Below are 21462 nucleotides of genomic sequence, written 5' to 3'. Positions count from 1 at the left end.
CGCCCAGGCTTCCCACATCAGCAGGAGACATCGACTTGATCAACAAGATCGCCCAATCGATCGCCGACGCGCTCACCGGCATCGCCGACGGTGCCACCGTGCTCATCGGTGGCTTCGGCACCGCCGGCATCCCCGGCGAACTCATCGAAGGCCTCATCGACCAGGGGGCGCGAGACCTCACGGTGGTGAACAACAATGCCGGCAACGGCGACACGGGTCTGGCCGCGCTGCTCAAGACCGGGCGCGTGCGCAAGGTGATCTGCAGCTTCCCGCGCCAGGCCGACAGCCATGTGTTCGACGCGCTCTACCGCAGCGGACAACTGGAACTGGAGCTGGTGCCGCAGGGCAACCTGGCCGAGCGCCTGCGCGCCGCAGGCGCTGGCATCGGCGCCTTCTTCACGCCCACGGGCTTCGGCACCGAGCTGGCGAAAAACGCCGATGGCAGCGAGAAGGAAACCCGCGTCATCAACGGCAAAGCCTTTGTGCTGGAGTACCCCATCTTCGGCGACGTGGCGCTCATCAAGGCCGAGCGCGGCGACCGCTGGGGCAACCTCACCTACCGCAAGGCCGCGCGCAACTTCGGGCCGGTGATGGCCACTGCGGCAAAACGCACCATCGCCAGCGTGTATGAAATCGCCGAACTCGGCAGCTTCGACCCCGAAGCCGTGGTCACCCCCGGCATCCACGTGAGCGCCATCGTGCAGATACCCCGCGTGGCCACGCAGGCCGGTGGATTCAAGGACGCAGCATGACCTACACGAGAAGAACCAAAGAAGAACTCGCGCGCCGTGTGGCGCAGGACATCCACGACGGCGCCTACGTGAATCTCGGCATCGGCCAGCCCACGCTCGTGGCCAACCACCTGCCCGAGGGCATCGAAGTGGTGTTGCACAGCGAAAACGGCATTCTGGGCATGGGCCCGGCACCTGCCAAAGGCGAAGAAGACTACGACCTCATCAACGCCGGCAAACAACCGGTGACGCTGCTGCCCGGTGGCGTGTATTTCCACCACGCCGACAGCTTTGCCATGATGCGCGGCGGCCACCTCGACATCTGCGTGCTCGGCGCTTTCCAGGTTTCGGCCACCGGCGACCTGGCCAACTGGAGCACCGGCGAGGCTGGCTCCATTCCCGCGGTGGGCGGCGCCATGGACCTCGCCATTGGCGCCAAGCAGACCTGGGTGATGATGGATCTGCTCACCAAGCAAGGCGCGAGCAAAGTGGTGGCCGAGTGCAGCTACCCGCTCACTGGCATCGGCTGCGTCAAGCGCATCTACAGCGACCTGGCCACGCTGGACTGCACGCCCCAAGGCTTGCAGCTCATCGACAAGGTGGACGGGCTCGAACACGCCGAGCTGGAGAAGCTGGTCGGGCTGCCGATCGCACCTTGAAGCCCTTCGAGCCGTTAGATGTTTCAGTAATTAACAACCAAAAAACCATTCGTTCCTTATCCGTGGAGATGGCGGGATCATTCCTTCCATTCCATCAACAACGGATTCCGAAGGAACGCCATGACCACCCGCCGCCAGCTCATCCAGGCCCTTGCCGCCACCGCACTGTCTGCCAGCGCCATTTCGGCCTACGCACAACCCGCCCCGGTGACCCTGCTCAACGTGTCGTACGACCCGACGCGTGAGCTTTATGTGGAATACAACGCAGCCTTCACCAGGTACTGGAAGACCAAGACCGGCCAGGACGTGACGATCAAGCAGAGCCATGGCGGCTCGGGCAAGCAGGCCCGCTCCATCATCGATGGCCTGGACGCCGACGTGGCCACACTTGCTCTGGCCGGTGACACCGACGCACTGCACACGAACGGCGGCTGGATCCCCAAGGACTGGCAAAAGCGCCTGCCCCTCAACAGCTCTCCTTACACATCCACCATCGTGCTGGTCACCCGCGCGGGCAACCCCAAGAACATCAAGGACTGGGATGACCTGATCCGCCCGGACGTGAAGGTCATTACCCCCAATCCCAAGACCTCGGGCGGCGCGCGCTGGAACTACCTGGCCGCCTGGGAATTCGCCAAGCGCAAATACGGCAGCGAAGACAAAGCCAAGGATTTCGTGGCCAGGCTCTACGCCAACGTGCCGGTGCTCGACACCGGCGCACGCGGCTCGTCCATCACCTTCGCGCAGCGCAACCAGGGCGACGTGTTCATCTCCTGGGAAAACGAGGCCTACCTGCTGGAGAAGGAATTCGGCAACAAGGTCGATTTCGTCTACCCGTCGCTCTCCATCCTGGCCGAGCCCGCCGTGACGGTGGTGGACAAGAACGTGGACAAGAAAGGCACGCGCGCTGTCGCCGAGGAATACCTGAAGTTCCTCTACACCGAAGAAGCGCAGGACATCATCGGCAAGCACTTCTACCGCCCCACTTCCGCCAAGGCCCAGGCCAAGTACGCCAAGCAGTTGCCCAAGCTCAACCTCTTCAAGATCGAGGACGCGTTTGGTAGCTGGGACAACGCGGCCAAGGTGCACTTTGCCGACAACGGCACCTTCGACCAGATCTACACCAGGAAGTAGTCAGCGGCGCTCAGGCTCAAGCGGGCGGCAGGTGGCAAACTCGGCAGCTTCAGCTCCACTCTTCAACCGCCTGAACCAAGGAAGCGACATGCCCAAGGCCTACTGGATTTCCACCTACCGTTCCGTCAGCGACCCGGCCGCACTGGCCGAATACGCCAAGCTCGCGGGCCCTGCACTTCAGGCAGCGGGCGGTCGTTTTCTGGCGCGTGGCATGCCCGCGCAGGTGTATGAATCCGGCGTGCAGCAGCGGGCGGTGCTGATCGAGTTCGACAGCGTGGAGCAGGCACTCGCGGCACACGACAGCCCGGACTATGCGCGAGCGCTGGAAGCCTTGAGCAACGGGGCCGACCGGGACATCCGCATCGTCGAAGCCGTGGCCTGACCGCCGAAGTTGGCTAGGCCTTTGAGTTCAACCACGCGCTGGTCAACCTATTTCGGCACCACCCGCAGCACCCGCCCGGCAGGGCTGTCGGTCAGCAGGTAGATGGCACCGTCCGACCCGGCGCGCACGTCGCGGATGCGTTCGCCGAGTTCAAGGAACAGCACCTCCTGCGGCCCGGGCGTGCCGCCCGCCAAGGGAACGCGGCGCACGCTGCGCTCCTTCAGCGCCGCCACGAAGAGGCTGCCGCGCCATGCCGGGAACAACGCGCCGTCGTACCAGGCAAGCCCCGCAGGTGCAATCGAAGGCGTCCACTCCACCAGCGGCGGCTGGATGCCCGGCAGGCGTTGGTAGGGCGTGATGCGGGCGTAGGTGTAATCGATGCCACCGGTGGTCACGGGCCAGCCGTAGTTGGCCCCGGGCTGGATGCGGTTGAGTTCGTCGCCACCGCGCGAGCCATGTTCGTGCGCGTACGGCACTCCGTTGACGACCACCATGCCCTGCGGATTGCGGTGCCCGTAGCTGTAAATCTCAGGCTGCGCGTCCTTGCGAGACACGAAGGGGTTGTCGTTGGGCACACCGCCATCCGCCCGGATGCGCATCAGTTTGCCCAGGTGCGTGTGCAAGCGCTGGGCGTCCGTGCGCTCAAGGTTGCCGTCGCCCATGCCGAACAGCACGCTGCCATCGGCCAGCCATGCCATGCGGCCACCGAAATGCTGGCTGTCGGTCTTGGCCGGTTGAGAAGTGAAGATGGGCTTGACCTCCTGCAGCTGCCGGCCATCGAACCGCGCGCTCACCAAGCGCAGGTGGTTGGCTTGCGGCGTGCCATGCGCGAACGACAGCAGCACCCGGCCATTGGCTTCAAACGCCGGGTCCACCACCACGTCGAACAGACCGGCCTGCCCGCGCGCCATCACCGGCGGCACACCCGGCACCGGTTCAGGCCTCAGTTGCGGCCGGCCATCGGGGCCGGGTTCGATCAGGCGGAGCCGGCCAGGGCGCTCGGTGACGAGCATGCGTCCGCCGGGCAGGAAGGCGAGCGACCAGGGATGCTCGAGCCCGGTTGCAACGGTCTCGACCCGGTAGTCGGCGGCCTGCGCGGGCATCACGGCAGCCAGGGCACCGGCAAGAAATGCGGCAAGAAAGGCGGCGAAGTAAAACATAATTTGGCGATTATGAAAGACATGAACGCCATCGAACCTCCGCGCCGCCGCTGGACCGCCCATCTCTGGCCCCTGCTGCTGGCGCTCGTGCTTGCGGCGGCCTGGGGTTCGGTGGTGCAGACGCAATGGAACCTGCAAGCCCTGGTCGGGCTGGGTCTGGAGATTCCCTTGGGCGACCGCCTGCGCACGACAGTGCAGGACCTGATCGGCTTTGCCCCGGTCTACGCCGGCATCCTTGCGGCGGGCTGGCTGCCCGCGCTGGCCGTGGCTGCCTTCCTGGCCCGCTGGTGGCCGGCTGGGCGAGGTATGCTGCTGTCGGCTGCCGCCGGAGCGGGCATGGTGGCTGCCGTTCGCGCGATCGACGCGGTAGCACCCATGCCTGTCTTCATCGACGCGACCCGTCACCTGCCCGGACTGCTGGCGATGGCCATCGGCGCGGCGATGGCCGGATGGCTCTACGCTCGACTCACGTCGCGCAGCTAACCCGCAACCAACCTATCCATCTCGGCCCAAGGCCCCAGGAGCAACCATTTGATCGAATCCACCACCCACCTGCCGCATGCGCCCCTGCCGGCCTACTACCGCGACGAGGCAGAACATGCGCAGTACGTGCGCAGGATCTTCGACGAGACCGCCGTCGACTACGACCGGATCGAGCGCGCCATGGCATTCGGATCGGGCGGCTGGTACCGGCGAGAAGCGCTGGTCCGCGCGGGGCTGGCATCGGGCGACAAGGTTGTCGACGTGGGCATCGGCACCGGTCTCCTGGCGCGCCAGGCCTGCCAACTGATCGGCGAGCAGGGCCGCCTCGTTGGCGTCGACCCGAGCCCCGGCATGCTGGCGCAGGTGGATCTGCCCAGTGTCGACCTGCGCGCCGGCCGCGCCGAGGAACTGCCTTGTGCCACCGGCGAAGCCGACTTTCTGAGCTTTGGCTATGCCTTCCGCCATGTGTCGGACGTGGACGCCGCGCTGCAGGAGTTCCACCGCGTGCTGAGGCCCGGTGGTCGCCTGCTGATTCTGGAAATCAGCCAGCCTTCGAGCCGAATTTCGCGCGCCCTGGTGAAGTTCTACATGCGCCGTGTGGTGCCGACGCTGGCGCGCATCGTTGCCCGCGAGCGCGGCAGTGTCGAGCTGTGGCGCTACTACTGGGACACCATCGAGAGCTGCATCCCGCCTGCCCAGATTCTTGAGGCGATGGAGCGTGCAGGTTTCCTGCAGGTGAAGCGCCACACCGAACTGGGCGTGTTCTCCGAATACACCGCCGTCCGGCCTTGAGCGAACTGACGCCTATTCGGCCTTCATGATGGTCTCGCCACGGAGCGTCCCCATGTCGCGGATGTTGTGGCGATGCCGTTTCCAGCCGGCATACGTGCGACGCCAGTTCGCCACCGAAACCACGTAGTAGATCAGCTTGAACATCACCAGCGACAGCCGGTAAGCCGGGCCGTGGTGGATGTCGGCCGCCAGCAGCGACATGAGACCCTGCTTGACCTTGAATCGGTTGTTCGGGTGCATGAACATGTCGCGAATGGTGGGGTTGGTGACGCGGTAGATGAACCACGAATAATCACGCGGGCCCACACGCACGCGCTTTTCGTACGCGGCGCGTGCAGCGGGCAGGCGCTCGGGCTGGTCCAGCGCCGTGGCGACCAGCTGCGCACCGTCGAATCCACTCTGCATCGCCAGGAACACGCCTGAGGAGAACATGGGATCGATGAACGTGAAGGCATCGCCCACCATCAGGTAGCGCTCTCCAGTGGCGTGCGTGCTGGAGTAGGCGAAGTTTCCGGTGGCATGCACCTGGTCGTCCACCAGCGTGGCGTCCTTCAACCGATCGTGCAGTTCCGGGCACAGGGCAATCGTGTCGAAGAAATAGTCCTTCAAGGGCTTGTCACGCGCCTTCAGGTAGTAGGCCCAGCACACCGCGCCCACACTCGTGGTGCCGTCGGCCAGCGGGATGAACCAGAACCAGCCGTGCTCGAACCAGCAGATGCTGATGTTGCCTTCTCGCTTGCCTTCCAGGCGCCGGGCGCCACGAAAGTGTCCGAACAGCGCTGTGCTGTTGTGGTCCTTGTTCTTTTCCTTGCACCTGAACTTGTTCGCCAGCAGAGTGTCGCGGCCCGTGGCATCGACCACGAAGCGCGCATGCCAGCGGCGCGTTTCACCACCCTCCAGCACCGCCTCGACCCGGGCGCCTTCGTCGTCGAATGCCACATCCTTCACCTTGGCGCCCTCCAGCGCCTGGGCGCCCAGGCTGGCGGCATGGCGAAACAACAGCTCGTCCATTTCGGAGCGACGCACTTGCCACGCCGATGCCATCGAGGGGTCCCAGCCCTCGGCGAAATCGACATAACTGCAGTAGTCCAGATCGGGCGGAACAAACTCGATGCCGAACTTCGGCATACCGATCTTCTCGATGTGATCCCGCACACCGAGCTTGTCGAACAACGCCACATTGCCCGGCAGGAGCGACTCGCCAATGTGGAAGCGCGGATGGTGCTCCTTTTCCAGCAGCACCACCTTGCGCCCTTCACGGGCCAGCAAGGCCGCAATGGTGGAGCCGGCAGGACCACCTCCGACCACAAGCACATCGCAATTCTCATCAGCAGGTTGCATCGATTCAATTCCCGGTTGGTGCCACGCTGGCGAAGTGCGAAAAGTAACACGACTCACAGCCACTTCCCGCTGGCCATGTCCATCAAAGGCGCTGTCGGCCCGACTGCCCTATGCTGGGCGTTCTTTCAAAGGTGCCCCTGGCGCCGAGACCGGATCGACCACACGATGAAAACCATTGACGAGATGCTGCTCCTGGCCCTGTTGACACCCGATCAGCACCACGAGATCAGCGCCTGGATTGATCAGGCGGACACGCCCGAAGACATTCTGAACATGCCCACGCCGCTGTGGAAGGCGGTCGAGCGCGCGAGCGCAGTGATGGGGATCGACGAGGATCTGGTGCGGCCGCCCTCGCTGGACGCCGATGACGCGCTGAGCGGCTGAACGAGCTCAACCGCCAGAAGCAAAAAAGCCCGGTGGAAACCGGGCTTTTTGCTGAATCAAGTGGGGTGGCTGATGGGGCTCGAACCCACGACAACAGGAATCACAATCCTGCAAAACTAGTATTTGCTTCCGTTGAGGACTGTCGATACAATCTATATAAATCAACGACTTAGTGACCCATTGGGTCATTCTGTTGTTGATTACGATTCGGCTGTTTCGGTCGAATCTGCCTACAGATTGCCTACAGATCGGAAGCCCCATGACCTCAACCAAGAGCAGAACCCGCCTGACCGCTGGCCGTGTCGAGGGCTTCACTTGCCCTCCTGGCAGGTCTCAAGCCTTCCTGTGGGACTCCGATGCACCCGGTCTACTTCTGCGGGTCACTCCGACCGGACGCAAGACTTATGCATTCGAGGGGCGGCTCAGGGGCCAGACCATCCGGCGCACCATCGGAGAGGTGAAGGCATGGGGCATCGAGCAGGCCCGGGTTGAGGCTCGACGGCTTGCAGTGGCGCTCGATGCTGGCACAGACCCGCGAGAGGTAGAACGCGAGCAGGACGCCCAGAGAGCCGCCGAACAGGTCACAGAAGCCGCTGATGCGCTCGCAGGGGGGCTAACCGTGGGTGAGGCATGGGATGCCTACCTAATCGAGCGGCAACCGCTCTGGGGCGCCCTGCACTACCGTGACCACCTCGACAAGGCGCGCCCCGGTGGAGAACAGTCCAAGCGGCGCGGAGCCAAGAAGGGAGTGAAGACGAAACCCGGCCCCCTCGCCCCGTTGATGCGCCTCAAGCTGAGCGAGATCGACAGCGCCACGATTGAGCGCTGGGCCGCCGCAGAGGGCAAGTTCCGCGCATCATCTGCACGACTCGCATGGCGCCTGCTCACCGTGTTTCTCACTTGGTGCGGCGAGCACCCCCAATACGCCGCCATCCTGCCCCAGCAGAATCCCGCCAAAACGCGCAAAACCCGCGAGGCGCTGGGCCGGCCGGGGGTGAAGTCCGATGTGCTGACCCGCGAGCAGTTGCCCGCATGGTTCGTGCAGGTCAGCAAGATTCAGAACCCGTGCATTGCCGCCGCGCTGCAGGTGATGCTCCTCACCGGCGCACGACCCGGCGAAGTTCTTTCGATGCGATGGGAAGACGTGAACCTCCAATGGAAAGGCATCAGCATCCGGGACAAGATCGAAGGGACGCGAGAGATACCGCTCACCCCCTACGTCGAGCACCTACTCTGCGCCCTGCCCCGTCGCAATGAGTGGGTTTTTTCGAGCGCCTACGCCCTCGACATGAGCGAGCACAACATCAAGCGAAGGGCCGCGAAGAGCGCTCGTAAGGGCGAGGCCACCACGCCGGCCGCTGTAATCAACCGCAGCGCCGATGGGCGAATCTCGGAGCCCAACACGCCGCACACCCGGGCCTGCAAAGCGGCAGGCCTTGAAGGTCTCACGCTGCACGGGCTGCGCCGCTCGTTCGCCAGCCTCACCGAGTGGCTCGAAATTCCCGCTGGGGTCGTTGCACAGATTCAAGGTCACAAGCCCAGTGCGACGGCAGAAAAGCACTACAAGCGCCGCCCACTCGACCTGCTGCGCCTGCACCATGAACGGATCGAAACATGGGTGGTTGCGCAAGCTGGGGTGAAGTTCGAGCCAAAGGCGAAGACAGAACCCGCAACCCTTCAACTGGTGGCCTGAAATGAAATCCAACCTAACACCAGTTCAATTTGAAGCAATGGCCGAACATCATTCGGAGCGCAGCAAACTTCGACCCGGCGGGTTCTTTGAGGCCTTGAACGCGCGCCTGGCGACTCATGAGTCCGCTGGATTTGTGGCCATGCAAGATGCTGCCACAAGACTTAGCGACGGGGATGACAGCAAGCAGAAGGCATATCACCTCAGAATGTGTGAAGCATGGGCAACCGGGACATTGGCCGCCTACGATGGAGCCACACGGCTCCCAATTGAAGCGCCAACCTCCGAAGAGCGACAACGGCTGAAAGGATCGGAAGCATTTGGACCCAGCGGAATGCGCCAACGCCTCGACCGGAACCGGCAGGTGCGCGACCTTGATTTGGTGAAGGTTTCAGAACTCGACGCATGGCTGATGCCGGGCGGGTTCACCTACTCTCAGAAGGTGCGCGGGCTTACGTCCTCATCCCCAGCCCCGAAAGCGCTCAACGCAGAACAAATCGCAGAAGGCAAGCGCATGCTCAGCGAGGGGTGTACTCAGGTGGCGGTTGCAGAACACTTGGGAGTGTCCCGGCGAACCGTCCAAAAGAGGTGCGTCACAGCAGCAATTAGGTCCCCTTGGCCAAGTGCTAAGTGAAGGTGCTACCTTGCGACGAGTAGCACCCTCGCGCGTGAATAGCAGGCCATGCCTGAGGCCTCGCCACTAACTTCCCCTGCTACTGGTAGCACCCACACATTGAGGTCTTGTTCCTCAATCACAAAGGGTGCCACCCAATGAAGACCGATACACAGTTCCAACCTCTTGAACAGATCACACGACCTGCTGTGGACACTGCTGCCGCAGCCCACTACCTGAACCGCCGGCCGCAGACTCTTCGAGAGTGGGCATGTCGGGAGCATGGTCCAGTGCGCCCGATCCGCGTGAATGGTCGCCTCGCTTGGCCTGTGGCCGACCTGCGCCGCGTCTTGGGGGTCGTGCAATGACCGACCATCGACGAACAGGCCCCGCAAAAGCGAACGGCCCGGGTGCAACCGGGCCGAGCGCAGATACCAAAGCACCAAACACCCTCAATGTGCCACATTGGAACCCCTCTGTAAACCGCGAGCCCGACTGCCCAGGCGTGCATGCGTCGCCAGCGGAGTGGGCAGTATGGGATGCGTTCAAAAGGGCCGAGCGCCATGCTGAGCTTGAGCGCGAACTGCGCGGCACGAGGTCCCGCACTGCCATTCAACGCCTTGCCTCGCATTGCCTCAAAAAGACAGAACGCAGAGGGCAACGCTGCTACACGAGCCCTGGTGCCAACCGATTCCGAGATCGCTTGGAGCGCATGGCGTTTGAATTGACAACTGTTCAAAGCAGGCCAGGAAGGGCCTACTGGGCAACTGTGCCGGGCACCTTGGTCGGATATGCCAAGCACCACGCTTCACTGGACCGCGCCATGCAGCGCGAGCACCTGCTCGAAGAATCGGGCATCGACCGTCGCTACCTCATCGAGGGTCGCTTTCTATTGGACGGGCCGGCGGGGTGCGAGAGGGTTCTCGATCCGCGCGACATTTCAGCGCGAGAAGAGTACACCGCACGCCTCTACCTGAGCATGAGGGCTTTGGGATTCCCAAGACCAGTGGGGAGAAACGCAGAGGCGGCTATTCGGCGCCTCAGTACGCTGGTGGAAGGCGGCGAACGATGAGCACCCATTCCTCAGACTCGACAACCTCGCTGCCCCTATGGCTTTCAGGCGCCCCATTCGAGACCACACTTGCGCAACGCCTGATGCGCAATGTCCCGGAAGCGATGAGAAACGCAAAGCGCTGGCTGCTGCACCGTGCAAAAAAGCCTTTCTATGTTTCGGGTGCTCCCCGTTCCGGGACTCTCGACTCGCCAGAGGACCTAGAACACATGGGAACCTTTGAGCAGGCGATCGCAGCGCTGCAGGCGGGGAGGTTCGATGGCGTGGGCTTTGCACTGGGTGACGGATGGCAAGGAATTGACCTCGACAAGGTGGATACCAATGGATTGGCTCACCTCGTGCCCGATCTGCCCGGATATGTGGAGCGCAGCCCCAGCGGAAAGGGATGGCACGCCATCGGGCGCGGCGAACGCATCGACAACATGGGCGCGGACGGGTCAGGCGTCGAAGCCTACAGCGGGCGCCGCTTTTTCACCGTTACCGGTGATGAGGGCCACGGCGAGCCGGTATGCCTTGCCGGTTTCGTTCGCGCGCGTATCGAGCCGCTACGCCGTCGCACAAACTCGCCCGTGGTGTCGCACTCGGCGGCACGCGTTGGGATAGGCGCTGCAGACTGGAACGACCTGAGCAGTGCGCTCAGTGCCATCCCCCCATCGTGCTCCCGAGACGAATGGGTCCGCACCGGATTCGCGTTGAAGGCCCAAGGCGAAGCAACCGGACAGGTGGAACGAGCCCATGAGATGTGGCGCGCCTGGAGCGCTGGCGATCCGAGCAAGTACCCCGGCGACAAGGCAGTCGCACAGCAATGGGGCAGCTTCCAAAGTGATAAAGAGAACGCCGTGGGTCCGGCGTCAATCTTCCATCTGGCGCAGTGCTATGGCTGGACTCGGCCACCGCTTGACGTTTCGCAGATGTTCACCGCCAGCGCTGCGGCGCCGTCGAATGAACGACTACCGCATGCACTGTCGATCGTCTTCGCGGATGCCCTTCCTGAGGCCTTCCAGCCGCCCGATGAACTGATCCAAGGACTGCTGACCTTGGGGGACTCCTCCCTTTGGTACGGCGACAGCAACGCGGGAAAAACTTTCGTGCTGCTCGATGCGGCTTGTGCAGTGGCTCGCGGCGTTCCTTGGATGGGAAGACAAACGGAGCCGGGCCTCGTGGTCTATCTCGCGGCCGAGAGCCCATCATCGGTGCGCAGTCGGGTGCAGGCCTATCAGCTGCACCACGGCGTGCGGGTGCCCCATTTCGCCATCGTGCAGGACCCGATTGACCTGTTCGACGGGGACGCGGACACGGACGCCATCGTCCGAGCGGTAAGGGACCTGGAGGAACAGACTGGGCAACGATGCAGGCTCATCATCGGCGACACCCTATCGCGCCTGAGCGCTGGTGCCAACGAGAATGCGGGTCAAGACATGGGGCTGGTGGTGCGTCGAATCGACCGCATCCGAACCGAATGCGGGGCGCATGTCGCACTGATCCACCACGGCGGCAAGGATCAGAGCAAGGGCGCCCGAGGATGGTCGGGCATCCGCGCCGCTGTGGACACTGAGATTGAGGTAACGGACACGCCTGCCGGCAGATGCTTCGAGGTCACCAAGCAGCGGGACCTGCCCACCAAGGGACAGCGCTGCGGGTTCAGGCTGCAGACCCTCACGCTAGGTCAAAGCAAGTGGGGGGCGCCGGTCACCTCGTGTGTTGTGCAACCTACTGCGGCCCCAAAGAAGCAGCAAGGCAAGCCCCTGCCAGATGGAGCGCTGGCCGTGGTCAGGGTCATGCGAGGGCATCCAAACGGGATCATGAAAAAGGACCTCGTGAAGAGCTTGGAACTTGAGTTCAATCGAACGACCGTCACGCGCAGCGTCGATCGTCTCATCGATGCAGGAACGCTGACCAGCGTTGAAGGGATCATTTACCCGGGCAACCTCTTTCCCGTTTTGCAGTTCGAGAAGGCAACTGCTGCAGGTTCCACAGGCGTCTAGTCAGGTGCAAGCGGTGCATTCATGTGCATGCACTGTGCGCACAAAGGGCAAAAAAGTGTGCGTGCAGTGCACCACCCTATAGGGGGTGCACACATGCACATGCCCAGCACTAGGATTTATCAAACCCAATGGGTTACTACTTCGCGCAGATGCGACAGAACTACCATGCGCGCGCGAGGGGATGAATCAGCGGCACGACTTCAAACCGCGTCAACGTAATAGCGAAAGACCACTTTGGCTTTGCAACGGTGACATGCGAGTCCGATCTCCCGCCGGTCCTCGTGCGACTGTTGAAGGATGGACTTGGTCCGCTGATTGAAACAATTCAGGCACAGTTTCTGCGTCGCTTGAAGGTTACCTGCACGCTCATGAGGAACAGCAGCAAACACTCCATGTGCAACTTCGACAACTCCATACGCCTTTGCTTCCTCGCCCCATTCTTCGAACGCTTCGACTTGCTTCTCCAGTTCAGCGATCCGCGAGCTTTGTTGAGACATGGTCTGCTGCGCTTCGAGCGCTGCAGCGTTCGACTGCATCAGCTTGACGTTGACGTCTGAAACCGCCGCCACGATCTCGTTGTAATTCGCCAGTGAGTTCGCAGCCTTCAGAAGCGAGGTCAAGGCTTGGACGCTCTGAGACGCGACGATCAGCTCATTAAACATAGATCCTCTTTCATTTGATCCGCTGGGTAGCAAGGCATTGATCGCGGACGCTCCACACCATTCCGCTGAGCCTCGAAAAGTCAGTCTGGCTGAGTCCGAACTGCGCGGAATCGAGGCCAGGAGCAGACGTGATGATCCGAAGGTAATCCACAAACGCAACCTGTACTGGCAGGCGCTCTGCCAAACAGTGGCATTCCTCGATCCTGCCGCTTGCAATCATGCAGTCGATTTTCTTGTTTAGTGTTGCCAACCTCAAACGCATCCAGATGGTGTCTTTGTAGGTTTTGTCGGATTCGAACTCCATACGAATCTGCTCAAGCTGATGTACCGTCAACGGCTTACCTTCGTTCCGAGTTTTGTCGGTCAACGCTCGACATTCAAGGTAGTCCACAGAGTCCGCGAGATCAGCGATTTTCGGGTCTCCCTTTGGGAGAAACGCACACTCATCGGCCCGCGCGCTCGGCGAGGCCAATAAGCAGAGCAGGAGCAGTGCGAGGCTGATGGTGTTCACGTGCGATGGCTTCCTTTGTTGTCTGAAAATTTTTAGAATTTTCTGGGCCACTGGGTCTGGCAATTCAAAAATTTTTCAGGACCGGCGCGCCACCTCCTGCTCGACTTCCGTAACGCGCCGGCTGGGGCGGTACACCCCCTCTATTCGATTCTGCCGGATCGAAGCAGCCCCGGGCTCGGGAAATCTTTTCTTCTGCGGCGCGGCGGTGCGGTTTGAGCGCGTCAGTCCCGAGCAGGATGCGCGAGCACTGCACCTGCGCACCACGAGCCAGCACCCACACCTCGAAGCACCCGGAACCGGCGCGTCTGCCTACAGATTGCCTACAGGCAACACCAAAAGAAAAAGCCTGCTACCGATTCGATAGCAGGCTTCTCAGTGTTTATATGGGGTGGCTGATGGGGCTCGAACCCACGACAACAGGAATCACAATCCTGGACTCTACCAACTGAGCTACAGCCACCGCAAGAGCAGCATTATAGCCAGATCAATTCGAGCCGCTGCCGGGTCAGCGCACCGCCGTCTTCACCGCGGCAGGCTCTGGCACCAGGATGCGCACCTTGAAGCGCTCTTTCAGCGACTCCAGGTAGGCTTCGTTCTCGGCCGACGCCCACCACTGGCTGTACTGCTGCAGTTCCTGGGTCAGTTGCTGGGCGTTGCGCGTATCGCGTGGCAGCACTTTCTCCACCTTCACCACGGCGTAGCCTTCTTCACCCAGACTCACGCCGGCCCAGGCCGGCAGGGCCTTGGGGTCGGTGCTGAGCGCAGCGGTGATCACGGGCTGAACCAGCCCCTGCGGGTTTTCGCGCGAAACCACCACCGGAGCCGCGAGGCCCGTGTCGGCGCCGCCGGCCTTCCAGGCCTGCAGGCGCTTCTCGCCCTCTTCTCGCGCCAGCTCGGTCGCGCGCTGCGCCACCAGGCGCTCACGCACCTGCTCACGCACTTCGGCCAGCGGCAGCGTGCGCGCGGGCATGTGTTGCACCACGCGGGCGGCAGCCAGTTGCCCGGAGCCTGTATCCACCGCCTCGGTGTTTCGCTTCTTGTCGATGGCATCAGGTGAGAACAGCGCGCCAAGCAGGCGCTCGTTGGCCAGTGGACCGGTAGCGCCCGGGAGCGGCTGGCGCTGCACGCCCTTGGCCGTGCGCACCTCCAGCTTCAGGCGGTCGGCGGCGGGCTTGAGACTGTCGGCCTGCTCGTAAACGAGGTTGCTGAAGGTATCGGCCGCCTCGGCGTATTGCTTCTGGGCCTGCTGCTTCTTCAACTCGGTCTCGATCTCGGCGCGCATCGATTCAAAGCTGCGCTGGGGTGGCGCCTTGATGTCGCTGAGCTGGATGATGTGGAAACCGAACTCGGTTTCCACCAGATCGGAGATGTCGCCCTTCTTCAATGCGAAGACCACATCTTCAAAGGGCTTCACCATCGCACCGCGTGCGAAGAAATCGAGGTCGCCACCATTGGCAGCAGAGCTGGGGTCTTGCGACTGGGCCTTGGCCACATCGGCAAAGGTGGTAGGGGCCTTGCGCACCTGCTCCAGCAGGGCCGCGGCACGAACGCGCACGGCTTCCTTCTGTTCGGGCGTGGCGCCAGCAGGCACCGTAAGAAGAATGTGGCGCGCACGGCGTTCTTCAGTGCCCGAGAGGCGACCGGCGTTCTGGTCGTAATAGGCGCGCACATCGGCCTCGTTGAGCGCCGTGGCCTTTTGCAAGGCCGCGGAGTCGAGCACGACATACTCGATGTCGGCCTGTTCGGGCGCCTGAAACATGGCGGGGTTGGCGCTGTAAAAGGCTTCGATCTCGGCATCCGTGGGCTTCACCTGAGCGGCGAAATCGCGCGCGACAAAGCGAGCCACGCGCACTTCACGGCGCTCGAAGAAGGCATTGAGCGACACATTGGCCAGCGCGAGGGGCGTGAAGCCCGAGGCCAGAATGCCCATCGATACCTGGCGCTGCGACAGATCGGCCCGCACGCTGGCCTCGAAGGATTCGGGCGTTAGGCCCTGGCGTGAAAGCAGCTGGCGGTAGGCCTCCACATCGAGCGTGCCGTCGGGACGGCGCAGGGTGGCGATGGTCTCGTTTTGCTGCAGCTCACGCGCCAGGCGCTCGTTGCTGGTGTAGAGGTTGAGTTTGCTGGCCGCGGCAGCCAGCAGCCGCTCGCGCACCAGGCGTTCGAGCGTGGCATAGCGCGCACCTTCGCTGTCGAGCAGGGCGGCATCGATCGAGGGCATGGCCTGCCGAAGGCGTTGCGATTCCTGCTGATGCGCCACGTCCCATTCGGTCTTCTTGATGTCCTTGCCGTCCACCGTGGCCACGGCAGCGCCACCTTCGTTGAGGCTGGTGTAGCCCTCGATACCGAACAACACGAAGGACGGAATGATCAGAATCAGCAGGAAGCCCATGAGGTACTTCTTGTGATTGCGGATGGAATCGAACATGGCTTGAACCCTGCTACTTCAAAAACCGGCCACGATGACGGTGCCGGTGGAGACAACAAAAAAGGCGAACCCGGGTTCGCCTTTTCGATGGTGGTGGGTGCTGACGGGGTCGAACCGCCGACCTACGCCTTGTAAGGGCGCCGCTCTACCGACTGAGCTAAGCACCCCACCGGAAAACCGGCGATGACATCAGTTCAGCGCATCCTTGAGTGCCTTGCCCGGGCGGAACTTCGGCACTTTGGCGGCCTTGATTTTAATCTCGGCGCCGGTGCGGGGGTTGCGACCCTTGCGAGCGGGGCGCTTGGTCACGGCAAACGAACCAAACCCGACGAGCGACACCGTGCCGCCCTTCTTCAACGTGGTGCGGATGGCGGTGATGGTGGAGTCCAGCGCACGCGTTGCAGCAGCCTTGGAAATGTCGGCGTGCTTGGCGATGTGTTCGACGAGTTCTGTTTTGTTCACAAATAGCCCCTCTTGAAATGGAAAGTGTGTTTCGTGATGACGGGTTTTTTTCCGGAGACGGCGGGCGGGCCGTGGTCAAAAAACCTGATCGCTCTGGACCGCAGGACGTTGCCGCTAGGCTGACAAACGCTGAGTGATTAGACCCACTGGTCACGACCCCTGTCAATACGTTGCAGGGACGAATCCAGCCTTGGCGGCGCAAGAGGCGAGATTCTAGACGCTTTCACCGTTCACCCCGGGGCACGCAACAAAATGTCGCAATCGCGACGCGACCCGGCAGCCCGGTGATCACGAAGCGATGGCCTTTGCGATGGCGCGGCCAACGTCGGCCGTGCCGGCCTTGCCGCCCAGGTCCGCCGTGCGCGGCGCGCCGCTGCCCGGCTGCAGCACCGATTCAATGGCACGCATGATCGCGTCGTGCGCCTCCCGATGGCCCAGGAAGTCGAGCATCATGGCGCCGCACCAGATTTGTCCGATGGGGTTGGCGATGCCCTTGCCTGCAATGTCGGGCGCAGAACCATGCACCGGTTCGAACAGCGATGGATGCTGCCGCGTGGGATTGAGGTTGGCGCTGGGCGCGATGCCGATGGTGCCGGTGCACGCGGGTCCCAGGTCGCTCAGGATGTCGCCGAAGAGATTGCTGCCAACCACGACGTCAAAAAAATCAGGCCTTTGCACGAAGTGTGCGGTGAGGATGTCGATGTGAAATTTATCGACCCTCACATCAGGGTACTCCAGGGCCATCTCCGCCACGCGCTCGTCCCAATAGGGCATGGTGATGGCGATGCCGTTGGACTTGGTGGCACTGGTGAGGTGCTTCTTCGGCCGCGAACGCGCCATCTCGAACGCGTAGCGCAGCACCCGGTCCACGCCCACGCGCGACATCACGGTTTCCTGAATGACGATCTCGCGTTCGGTGCCTGCGTACATGCGCCCTCCCACGCTGGAGTACTCGCCTTCGGTGTTTTCCCGCACGATCACCATGTCGATTTCGCCAGGCGCCCGCGGGCTGCCGTCGCGCCGCACCACGGGTGCGGTCACGCCAGGCATCAGCCTGGCCGGGCGGATGTTGACGTACTGGTCGAACTCGCGGCGGAACATCAACAGTGAGCCCCAGAGCGAGATGTGGTCGGGTACCTTGTCGGGCCAGCCCACCGCACCAAAATAGATCGCGTCATGGCCCCCGATCTGCTCCTTCCAGTTGTCGGGCAGCATCTTGCCGTGGCTCTCGAAGTAGTCGCAGCTGGAAAAATCGAAGTGATCGAACTGCAGGCCAATGCCGAATTTCGTGGCGACGGTCTCCAGCACGCGAATGCCTTCGGGCATGACTTCGGTTCCGATGCCGTCTCCGGCAATAACGGCGATGCGGTGTCGGCTCATGGTTGCTCCTTGATGTCGGTCAATGCGGGATCAGCGCGCCGGGCGCACCACCAGCGCCACGCCAAAAGCGGTGAGTGCGGTGCCGAGCAACGTCGCGGCGGTGATGGGTTCGGCAAACAGCACCCACGCGATCAGCGCGGTGCAGGGTGGCACCAGGTACATGAGGCTGGTGACCGATGCCGCCGCTCCGCGCTGAATCAGCATGTAGAGCAGCGAACTGCCTCCCAGCGTGAGCCCCAGCACCGACCAGGCCATGGCACCCATGAGTTCGCCGTTCCAGTTCATGGCCTCGGCTTCGAGCAGCGTCAATGGCAGCGTGACGAGCAAGGCCGCGAGCAGCTGCACCGCGTTGGCGGTGCGCACATCGCAGGCGGCCACGAAGCGCTTCTGGTACAGCGTGCCGATGGTGATGGCAAACAGGGCCATGACGGCAAAGGAAAGATTGAGCCAGTTGGCCTGGTCGCCGGGTCCACCAGCGCCAAACTTTCGCGAGACCACCAGCACGAGGCCAGCGAAGCCGAGCACCAGGCCGAGCCACTGGCGCTTGCTCACTTTCGATCCGGTGCCCGAAAGCCAGATGGCAGTGAGCACGGGCTGCAGGCCCACGATGAGCGAGGACAGGCCCGAGCCCATGCCGGCCTTGACTGCCGCCCACACGCCGCCGAGGTACCCCGCGTGCATGAGCACACCGGTAACGGCCAGATGGAACCAATGGGCGCGGCTGGTGGGCCACTTCACGCCCGCCAGAAAAATCCAAGGCAGAAAACACAGGATGGAGAGCCCATAGCGCACCGCCAGGAACTTCATGGGGGGCGCATGTGGCATGCCGTAGCGCGCCACGATGAAACCAGTGCTCCAGATCAGCACGAACACCCAGGGCATGGCGCGCAGCCAGGCGTTGTCTTGCGCGGGCGCGTTCATGGCCTTACCTTCTCAACGCGACTTGGCGCGAATCTCGGGAATCGCCTTTTGCAGGTAGTACACCATCGACCAGACCGTCAGCACTGCCGAGATCCAGATCAGCCACGTGCCCCAGAGTTGCGTGTCGATCACGCCGAACAGCGTGCCGTGGTACAGCAGAAAAGGTATCGCCACCATCTGCACGGTGGTTTTGACCTTGCCGATCATGTGCACCGCCACGCTCTTGGTGGCACCGATGATGGCCATCCACTCGCGCAGCGAAGAAATGGCGATCTCGCGGCCGATGATGATGAGCGCGACGAACACGTCGGCACGGTCCAGGTGCACCAGCACCAGCAGGCTCGCGCACACCAGAAACTTGTCGGCCACGGGATCGAGAAACGCGCCGAAGGCCGAGGTCTGGTTCAGCTTGCGGGCCAGGTATCCATCGGCCCAGTCGGTCCAGGCAAACACCACGAACATCACCGTGGCCACCAGGTTTTGCCGCGCCGGGTTCATGTCTTCCACATAGAACACCCCCACGATCAACGGGATGGCCACGATGCGGGCCCAGGTGAGCAGGGTGGGGAGATTGAAGAACATAGTGGGCTGATTATGAACTTGGCTAGTGCAGAGCCCGGTAGATGGTGTCGGCAAGCTCAGCTGATATTCCCTCTACCGTGCACAAGTCTTCCACGCTGGCAGAAGCCACACCACGCACCCCACCGAAACGCTGCAGAAGCCGGGCGCGCTTCTTTGGTCCCACACCCGGAATGTCCTCGATCCGGCTGCCGCCGGTGCGCACCTTGGCGCGCTGGGCCCGCATGCCGGTGATGGCGAAGCGGTGCGCTTCGTCGCGGATCTGCGCCACCAGCATCAGCGCGGCCGAATCGTGGCCCAGGTAGACCTTCTCGCGGCCATCGGCAAACACCAGTTCCTCCAGCCCCACCTTGCGGCCCTCGCCCTTTTCCACGCCAACAATGAGCGAAAGGTCCAGGCCGAGCTGCTCGAACACCTCGCGCGCCATGCTCACCTGGCCCTTGCCGCCATCGATGAGCACGAGGTCGGGCATGCGGGGGCCCGCGACCGATTCGGCGGTGGGCTCCATGGCCTGGGCTTCGACAGGCTCAGCCTGAACGGTGAGGTTCGGCTCAGCGTGAGCGGCAAGATCGGGCTCAGCCGGAACGGTGAGATCGGGCGGTGGCGCGTCATCGGCGCGCATGGCCTCGGCGATGCGGCCGTAGCGCCGCAGCAGCACCTGCCGCATGGCGGCGTAGTCGTCGCCTGGCGTGATGCCTTCGATCTTGTACCTGCGGTACTGGCTGTTCTGCATCTTGTGGCCTTCAAACACCACGCACGACGCCTGCGTGGATTCGCCGGCGGTGTGGGAAATGTCGAAGCACTCGATGCGCAGCGTGTCGAGCTGGTCGTCTGGCAGGTGCAGCGCATCGGCCAGGGCGCGCGTGCGGGCCTGCTGGCTGCCCTCTTCGGCCAGCAGGCGGGCCAGCGCGATGTCGGCGTTTTTCTGTGCCATCTCCAGCCAGATGCGGCGGTGCTCACGCGGCTGGTGCACGGCGTTCACCTTGGCACCGGTCTGTTCGGTCAACGCATCCAGCAAAGGCTTGCCCACGGCATGGCTCGTCACCAGCGTGTGCGGCATCGCCACGCCCAGGTAGTGCTGTGCAATGAACGCTTCCAGCACCTGCACCGCCACGCGCTCTGCGGGGTCGACCTCCACGGGCGGCTCGTCGGAGATGGCGTGGTCGATGGCCGCAGCGTCCTCCACATGAGCGGGGAAATACGGCCGATCGCCCAGGTGTCGCCCGCCGCGGATCATGGCCAGGTTCACGCACGCCCGACCGCCCTGCACTTTCACCGCCAGCACATCCACGTCCTTGTCGGACACGTTGTCCACCGCCTGCTGGTGCAGCACGCGCGAGAGTGCCGTGATCTGGTTGCGCAACTCGGCCGCCTGCTCGAACTCCAGCTTTTCGGCGTGCGCCAGCATGCGCTGCTCCAGCGTGTCCAGCACCGCCTGCGTTTCGCCGCGCAGAAAGCGTTCGGCGTCGCGCACGTCCTGCGAATACACCTCGCTGTCGATCAGGTCCACACAGGGGCCGCTGCATCGCTTGATCTGGTACAGCAGGCAGGGCCGCGTGCGGTTGGCGAACACCGTGTCTTCACAGGTGCGCAGGCGAAACACCTTCTGCAGCAGCGTGATGGACTCCTTCACCGCCCAGGCGCTCGGATAGGGGCCGAAGTAACTGTGGCGCCGGTCCACCACGCCCCGGTAGTAGGCCATGCGCGGAAACGCCTGCGCGGGCGACGGTGCGCGAGCCAGGGGCTTGTCGCGCGTGCCGGTGATCTTGAGGTAGGGGTAACTCTTGTCGTCGCGGAACAGGATGTTGAACCGCGGATTGAGCGTCTTGATGAGGTTGTTTTCCAGCAGCAGCGCCTCGGCCTCGGAGCGCACCACGGTGGTCTCCATGCGCGCGATCTTGCCCACCATGTGGCCGATGCGCGTGCCGTCGTGGTTCTTCTGGAAATAGCTCGCCACGCGCTTCTTCAGGTTGCGCGCCTTGCCCACGTAGAGCAGCTGGCCCTGCGCGTCGAAATAGCGGTACACGCCAGGCAGCCCCGGCAGCGCGGCCACTTCGCTCAGCAGTTGATCGGAGTGCGGGTCGGACATGGGC

The 21462-nt window shown here is 63.1% G+C and carries 22 protein-coding genes and 2 tRNA genes; 12 read left to right on the top strand and 12 right to left on the bottom strand.

The window, feature by feature from the left end; all coding sequences use genetic code 11:
• Window positions 1-35: 35 nt before the first annotated feature.
• From CAP37_RS06200 to CAP37_RS06185, 4 genes are all read left to right on the top strand, one after another.
• Complete coding sequence (locus CAP37_RS06200) at window positions 36-752, top strand: 3-oxoacid CoA-transferase subunit A (RefSeq protein WP_086123376.1); 717 nt, start codon at window positions 36-38, stop codon at window positions 750-752.
• Entirely contained in the window at window positions 749-1390 is a 642-nt protein-coding gene (locus CAP37_RS06195; RefSeq protein ID WP_086123375.1) for a 3-oxoacid CoA-transferase subunit B, read from the top strand. The genes CAP37_RS06200 and CAP37_RS06195 overlap by 4 nt, the downstream gene beginning before the upstream one ends.
• 120 nt (window positions 1391-1510) lie before the next feature.
• A complete protein-coding gene (locus CAP37_RS06190) occupies window positions 1511-2524 on the top strand; it encodes a sulfate ABC transporter substrate-binding protein (RefSeq protein WP_086123374.1) in 1014 nt (337 codons plus the stop codon).
• A gap of 88 nt (window positions 2525-2612) precedes the next feature.
• On the top strand, window positions 2613-2906 hold the full coding sequence (locus CAP37_RS06185) for a DUF1330 domain-containing protein (RefSeq protein ID WP_086123373.1): 294 nt from the start codon (window positions 2613-2615) through the stop codon (window positions 2904-2906).
• Window positions 2907-2953: 47 nt separating this feature from the next.
• Here the strand turns inward: CAP37_RS06185 and CAP37_RS06180 are convergent, their stop codons facing one another.
• On the bottom strand, window positions 2954-4066 hold the full coding sequence (locus tag CAP37_RS06180) for a PQQ-dependent sugar dehydrogenase (protein ID WP_086123372.1): 1113 nt from the start codon (window positions 4064-4066) through the stop codon (window positions 2954-2956).
• A gap of 21 nt (window positions 4067-4087) precedes the next feature.
• Between CAP37_RS06180 and CAP37_RS06175 the strand changes: the two genes are divergently transcribed.
• Both CAP37_RS06175 and CAP37_RS06170 read left to right on the top strand, forming a co-directional pair.
• The gene (locus CAP37_RS06175; RefSeq protein ID WP_086123371.1) at window positions 4088-4549 is read left to right on the top strand and encodes a hypothetical protein; all 462 of its coding nucleotides are present in this window, start codon (window positions 4088-4090) and stop codon (window positions 4547-4549) included.
• Between the two features lie 48 nt (window positions 4550-4597).
• A complete protein-coding gene (locus CAP37_RS06170; RefSeq protein WP_086123370.1) occupies window positions 4598-5341 on the top strand; it encodes a class I SAM-dependent methyltransferase in 744 nt (247 codons plus the stop codon).
• Window positions 5342-5353: 12 nt separating this feature from the next.
• Here the strand turns inward: CAP37_RS06170 and CAP37_RS06165 are convergent, their stop codons facing one another.
• Window positions 5354-6682: an NAD(P)/FAD-dependent oxidoreductase gene (locus CAP37_RS06165; protein WP_086123369.1), complete on the bottom strand. Its 1329-nt coding sequence runs from the start codon at window positions 6680-6682 to the stop codon at window positions 5354-5356.
• Window positions 6683-6847: 165 nt separating this feature from the next.
• On the opposite strand from CAP37_RS06165, the gene CAP37_RS06160 reads away from it, so the two are divergent.
• The 6 genes from CAP37_RS06160 to CAP37_RS06140 all read left to right on the top strand — a co-directional run bounded on the left by CAP37_RS06160 (window position 6848) and on the right by CAP37_RS06140 (window position 12426).
• Window positions 6848-7066, top strand: coding sequence for a hypothetical protein (locus CAP37_RS06160; RefSeq protein ID WP_086123368.1), 219 nt, complete (start codon window positions 6848-6850; stop codon window positions 7064-7066).
• 259 nt (window positions 7067-7325) lie between these two features.
• On the top strand, window positions 7326-8759 hold the full coding sequence (locus CAP37_RS06155; protein WP_086123367.1) for an integrase family protein: 1434 nt from the start codon (window positions 7326-7328) through the stop codon (window positions 8757-8759).
• A 1-nt stretch (window position 8760) separates the two neighbouring features.
• The gene (locus CAP37_RS21475) at window positions 8761-9390 is read left to right on the top strand and encodes a helix-turn-helix domain-containing protein (RefSeq protein WP_143435892.1); all 630 of its coding nucleotides are present in this window, start codon (window positions 8761-8763) and stop codon (window positions 9388-9390) included.
• A gap of 137 nt (window positions 9391-9527) precedes the next feature.
• Window positions 9528-9737, top strand: a complete 210-nt coding sequence (locus CAP37_RS21920) for a hypothetical protein (RefSeq protein WP_086123366.1) — start codon at window positions 9528-9530, stop codon at window positions 9735-9737.
• Between the two features lie 455 nt (window positions 9738-10192).
• Window positions 10193-10441, top strand: a complete 249-nt coding sequence (locus CAP37_RS06145) for a hypothetical protein (protein WP_086123365.1) — start codon at window positions 10193-10195, stop codon at window positions 10439-10441.
• Complete coding sequence (locus tag CAP37_RS06140) at window positions 10438-12426, top strand: AAA family ATPase (protein ID WP_086123364.1); 1989 nt, start codon at window positions 10438-10440, stop codon at window positions 12424-12426. The genes CAP37_RS06145 and CAP37_RS06140 overlap by 4 nt, the downstream gene beginning before the upstream one ends.
• 200 nt (window positions 12427-12626) lie before the next feature.
• Here the strand turns inward: CAP37_RS06140 and CAP37_RS06135 are convergent, their stop codons facing one another.
• From CAP37_RS06135 to uvrC, 10 genes are all read right to left on the bottom strand, one after another.
• Window positions 12627-13088 carry a hypothetical protein gene (locus CAP37_RS06135; protein ID WP_086123363.1) on the bottom strand — a complete coding sequence of 154 codons (462 nt, stop codon included), beginning with the start codon at window positions 13086-13088 and terminating at the stop codon, window positions 12627-12629.
• Window positions 13089-13098: 10 nt separating this feature from the next.
• Window positions 13099-13599 (bottom strand): hypothetical protein, encoded by a 501-nt coding sequence (locus tag CAP37_RS06130; protein WP_086123362.1) that lies wholly within the window; start codon window positions 13597-13599, stop codon window positions 13099-13101.
• Between the two features lie 384 nt (window positions 13600-13983).
• A tRNA-His gene (locus CAP37_RS06125) sits at window positions 13984-14059 on the bottom strand.
• Window positions 14060-14104: 45 nt separating this feature from the next.
• On the bottom strand, window positions 14105-16027 hold the full coding sequence (locus CAP37_RS06120) for a SurA N-terminal domain-containing protein (RefSeq protein WP_086123361.1): 1923 nt from the start codon (window positions 16025-16027) through the stop codon (window positions 14105-14107).
• Between the two features lie 91 nt (window positions 16028-16118).
• Window positions 16119-16194 (bottom strand) — tRNA-Val (locus CAP37_RS06115).
• 22 nt (window positions 16195-16216) lie between these two features.
• Entirely contained in the window at window positions 16217-16489 is a 273-nt protein-coding gene (locus CAP37_RS06110) for an HU family DNA-binding protein (protein ID WP_066158910.1), read from the bottom strand.
• Window positions 16490-16777: 288 nt separating this feature from the next.
• A complete protein-coding gene (locus CAP37_RS06105) occupies window positions 16778-17869 on the bottom strand; it encodes a tartrate dehydrogenase (protein ID WP_086123360.1) in 1092 nt (363 codons plus the stop codon).
• Window positions 17870-17899: 30 nt separating this feature from the next.
• Window positions 17900-18790, bottom strand: a complete 891-nt coding sequence (locus tag CAP37_RS06100) for a DMT family transporter (RefSeq protein WP_086123359.1) — start codon at window positions 18788-18790, stop codon at window positions 17900-17902.
• Window positions 18791-18802: 12 nt separating this feature from the next.
• Window positions 18803-19372, bottom strand: coding sequence for a CDP-diacylglycerol--glycerol-3-phosphate 3-phosphatidyltransferase (gene pgsA, locus CAP37_RS06095; protein ID WP_086123358.1), 570 nt, complete (start codon window positions 19370-19372; stop codon window positions 18803-18805).
• A 22-nt stretch (window positions 19373-19394) separates the two neighbouring features.
• Window positions 19395-21458, bottom strand: a complete 2064-nt coding sequence (uvrC, locus tag CAP37_RS06090; RefSeq protein ID WP_086124844.1) for an excinuclease ABC subunit UvrC — start codon at window positions 21456-21458, stop codon at window positions 19395-19397.
• Between the last annotated feature and the right edge of the window lie 4 nt (window positions 21459-21462).

Source organism: Hydrogenophaga sp. IBVHS1, from assembly GCF_002127265.1.
Classification (GTDB): Bacteria; Pseudomonadota; Gammaproteobacteria; order Burkholderiales; family Burkholderiaceae_C; genus Hydrogenophaga.
Note: the sequence above shows the minus strand (reverse complement) of the source record. Positions and strands in the feature narration are given on the sequence as shown.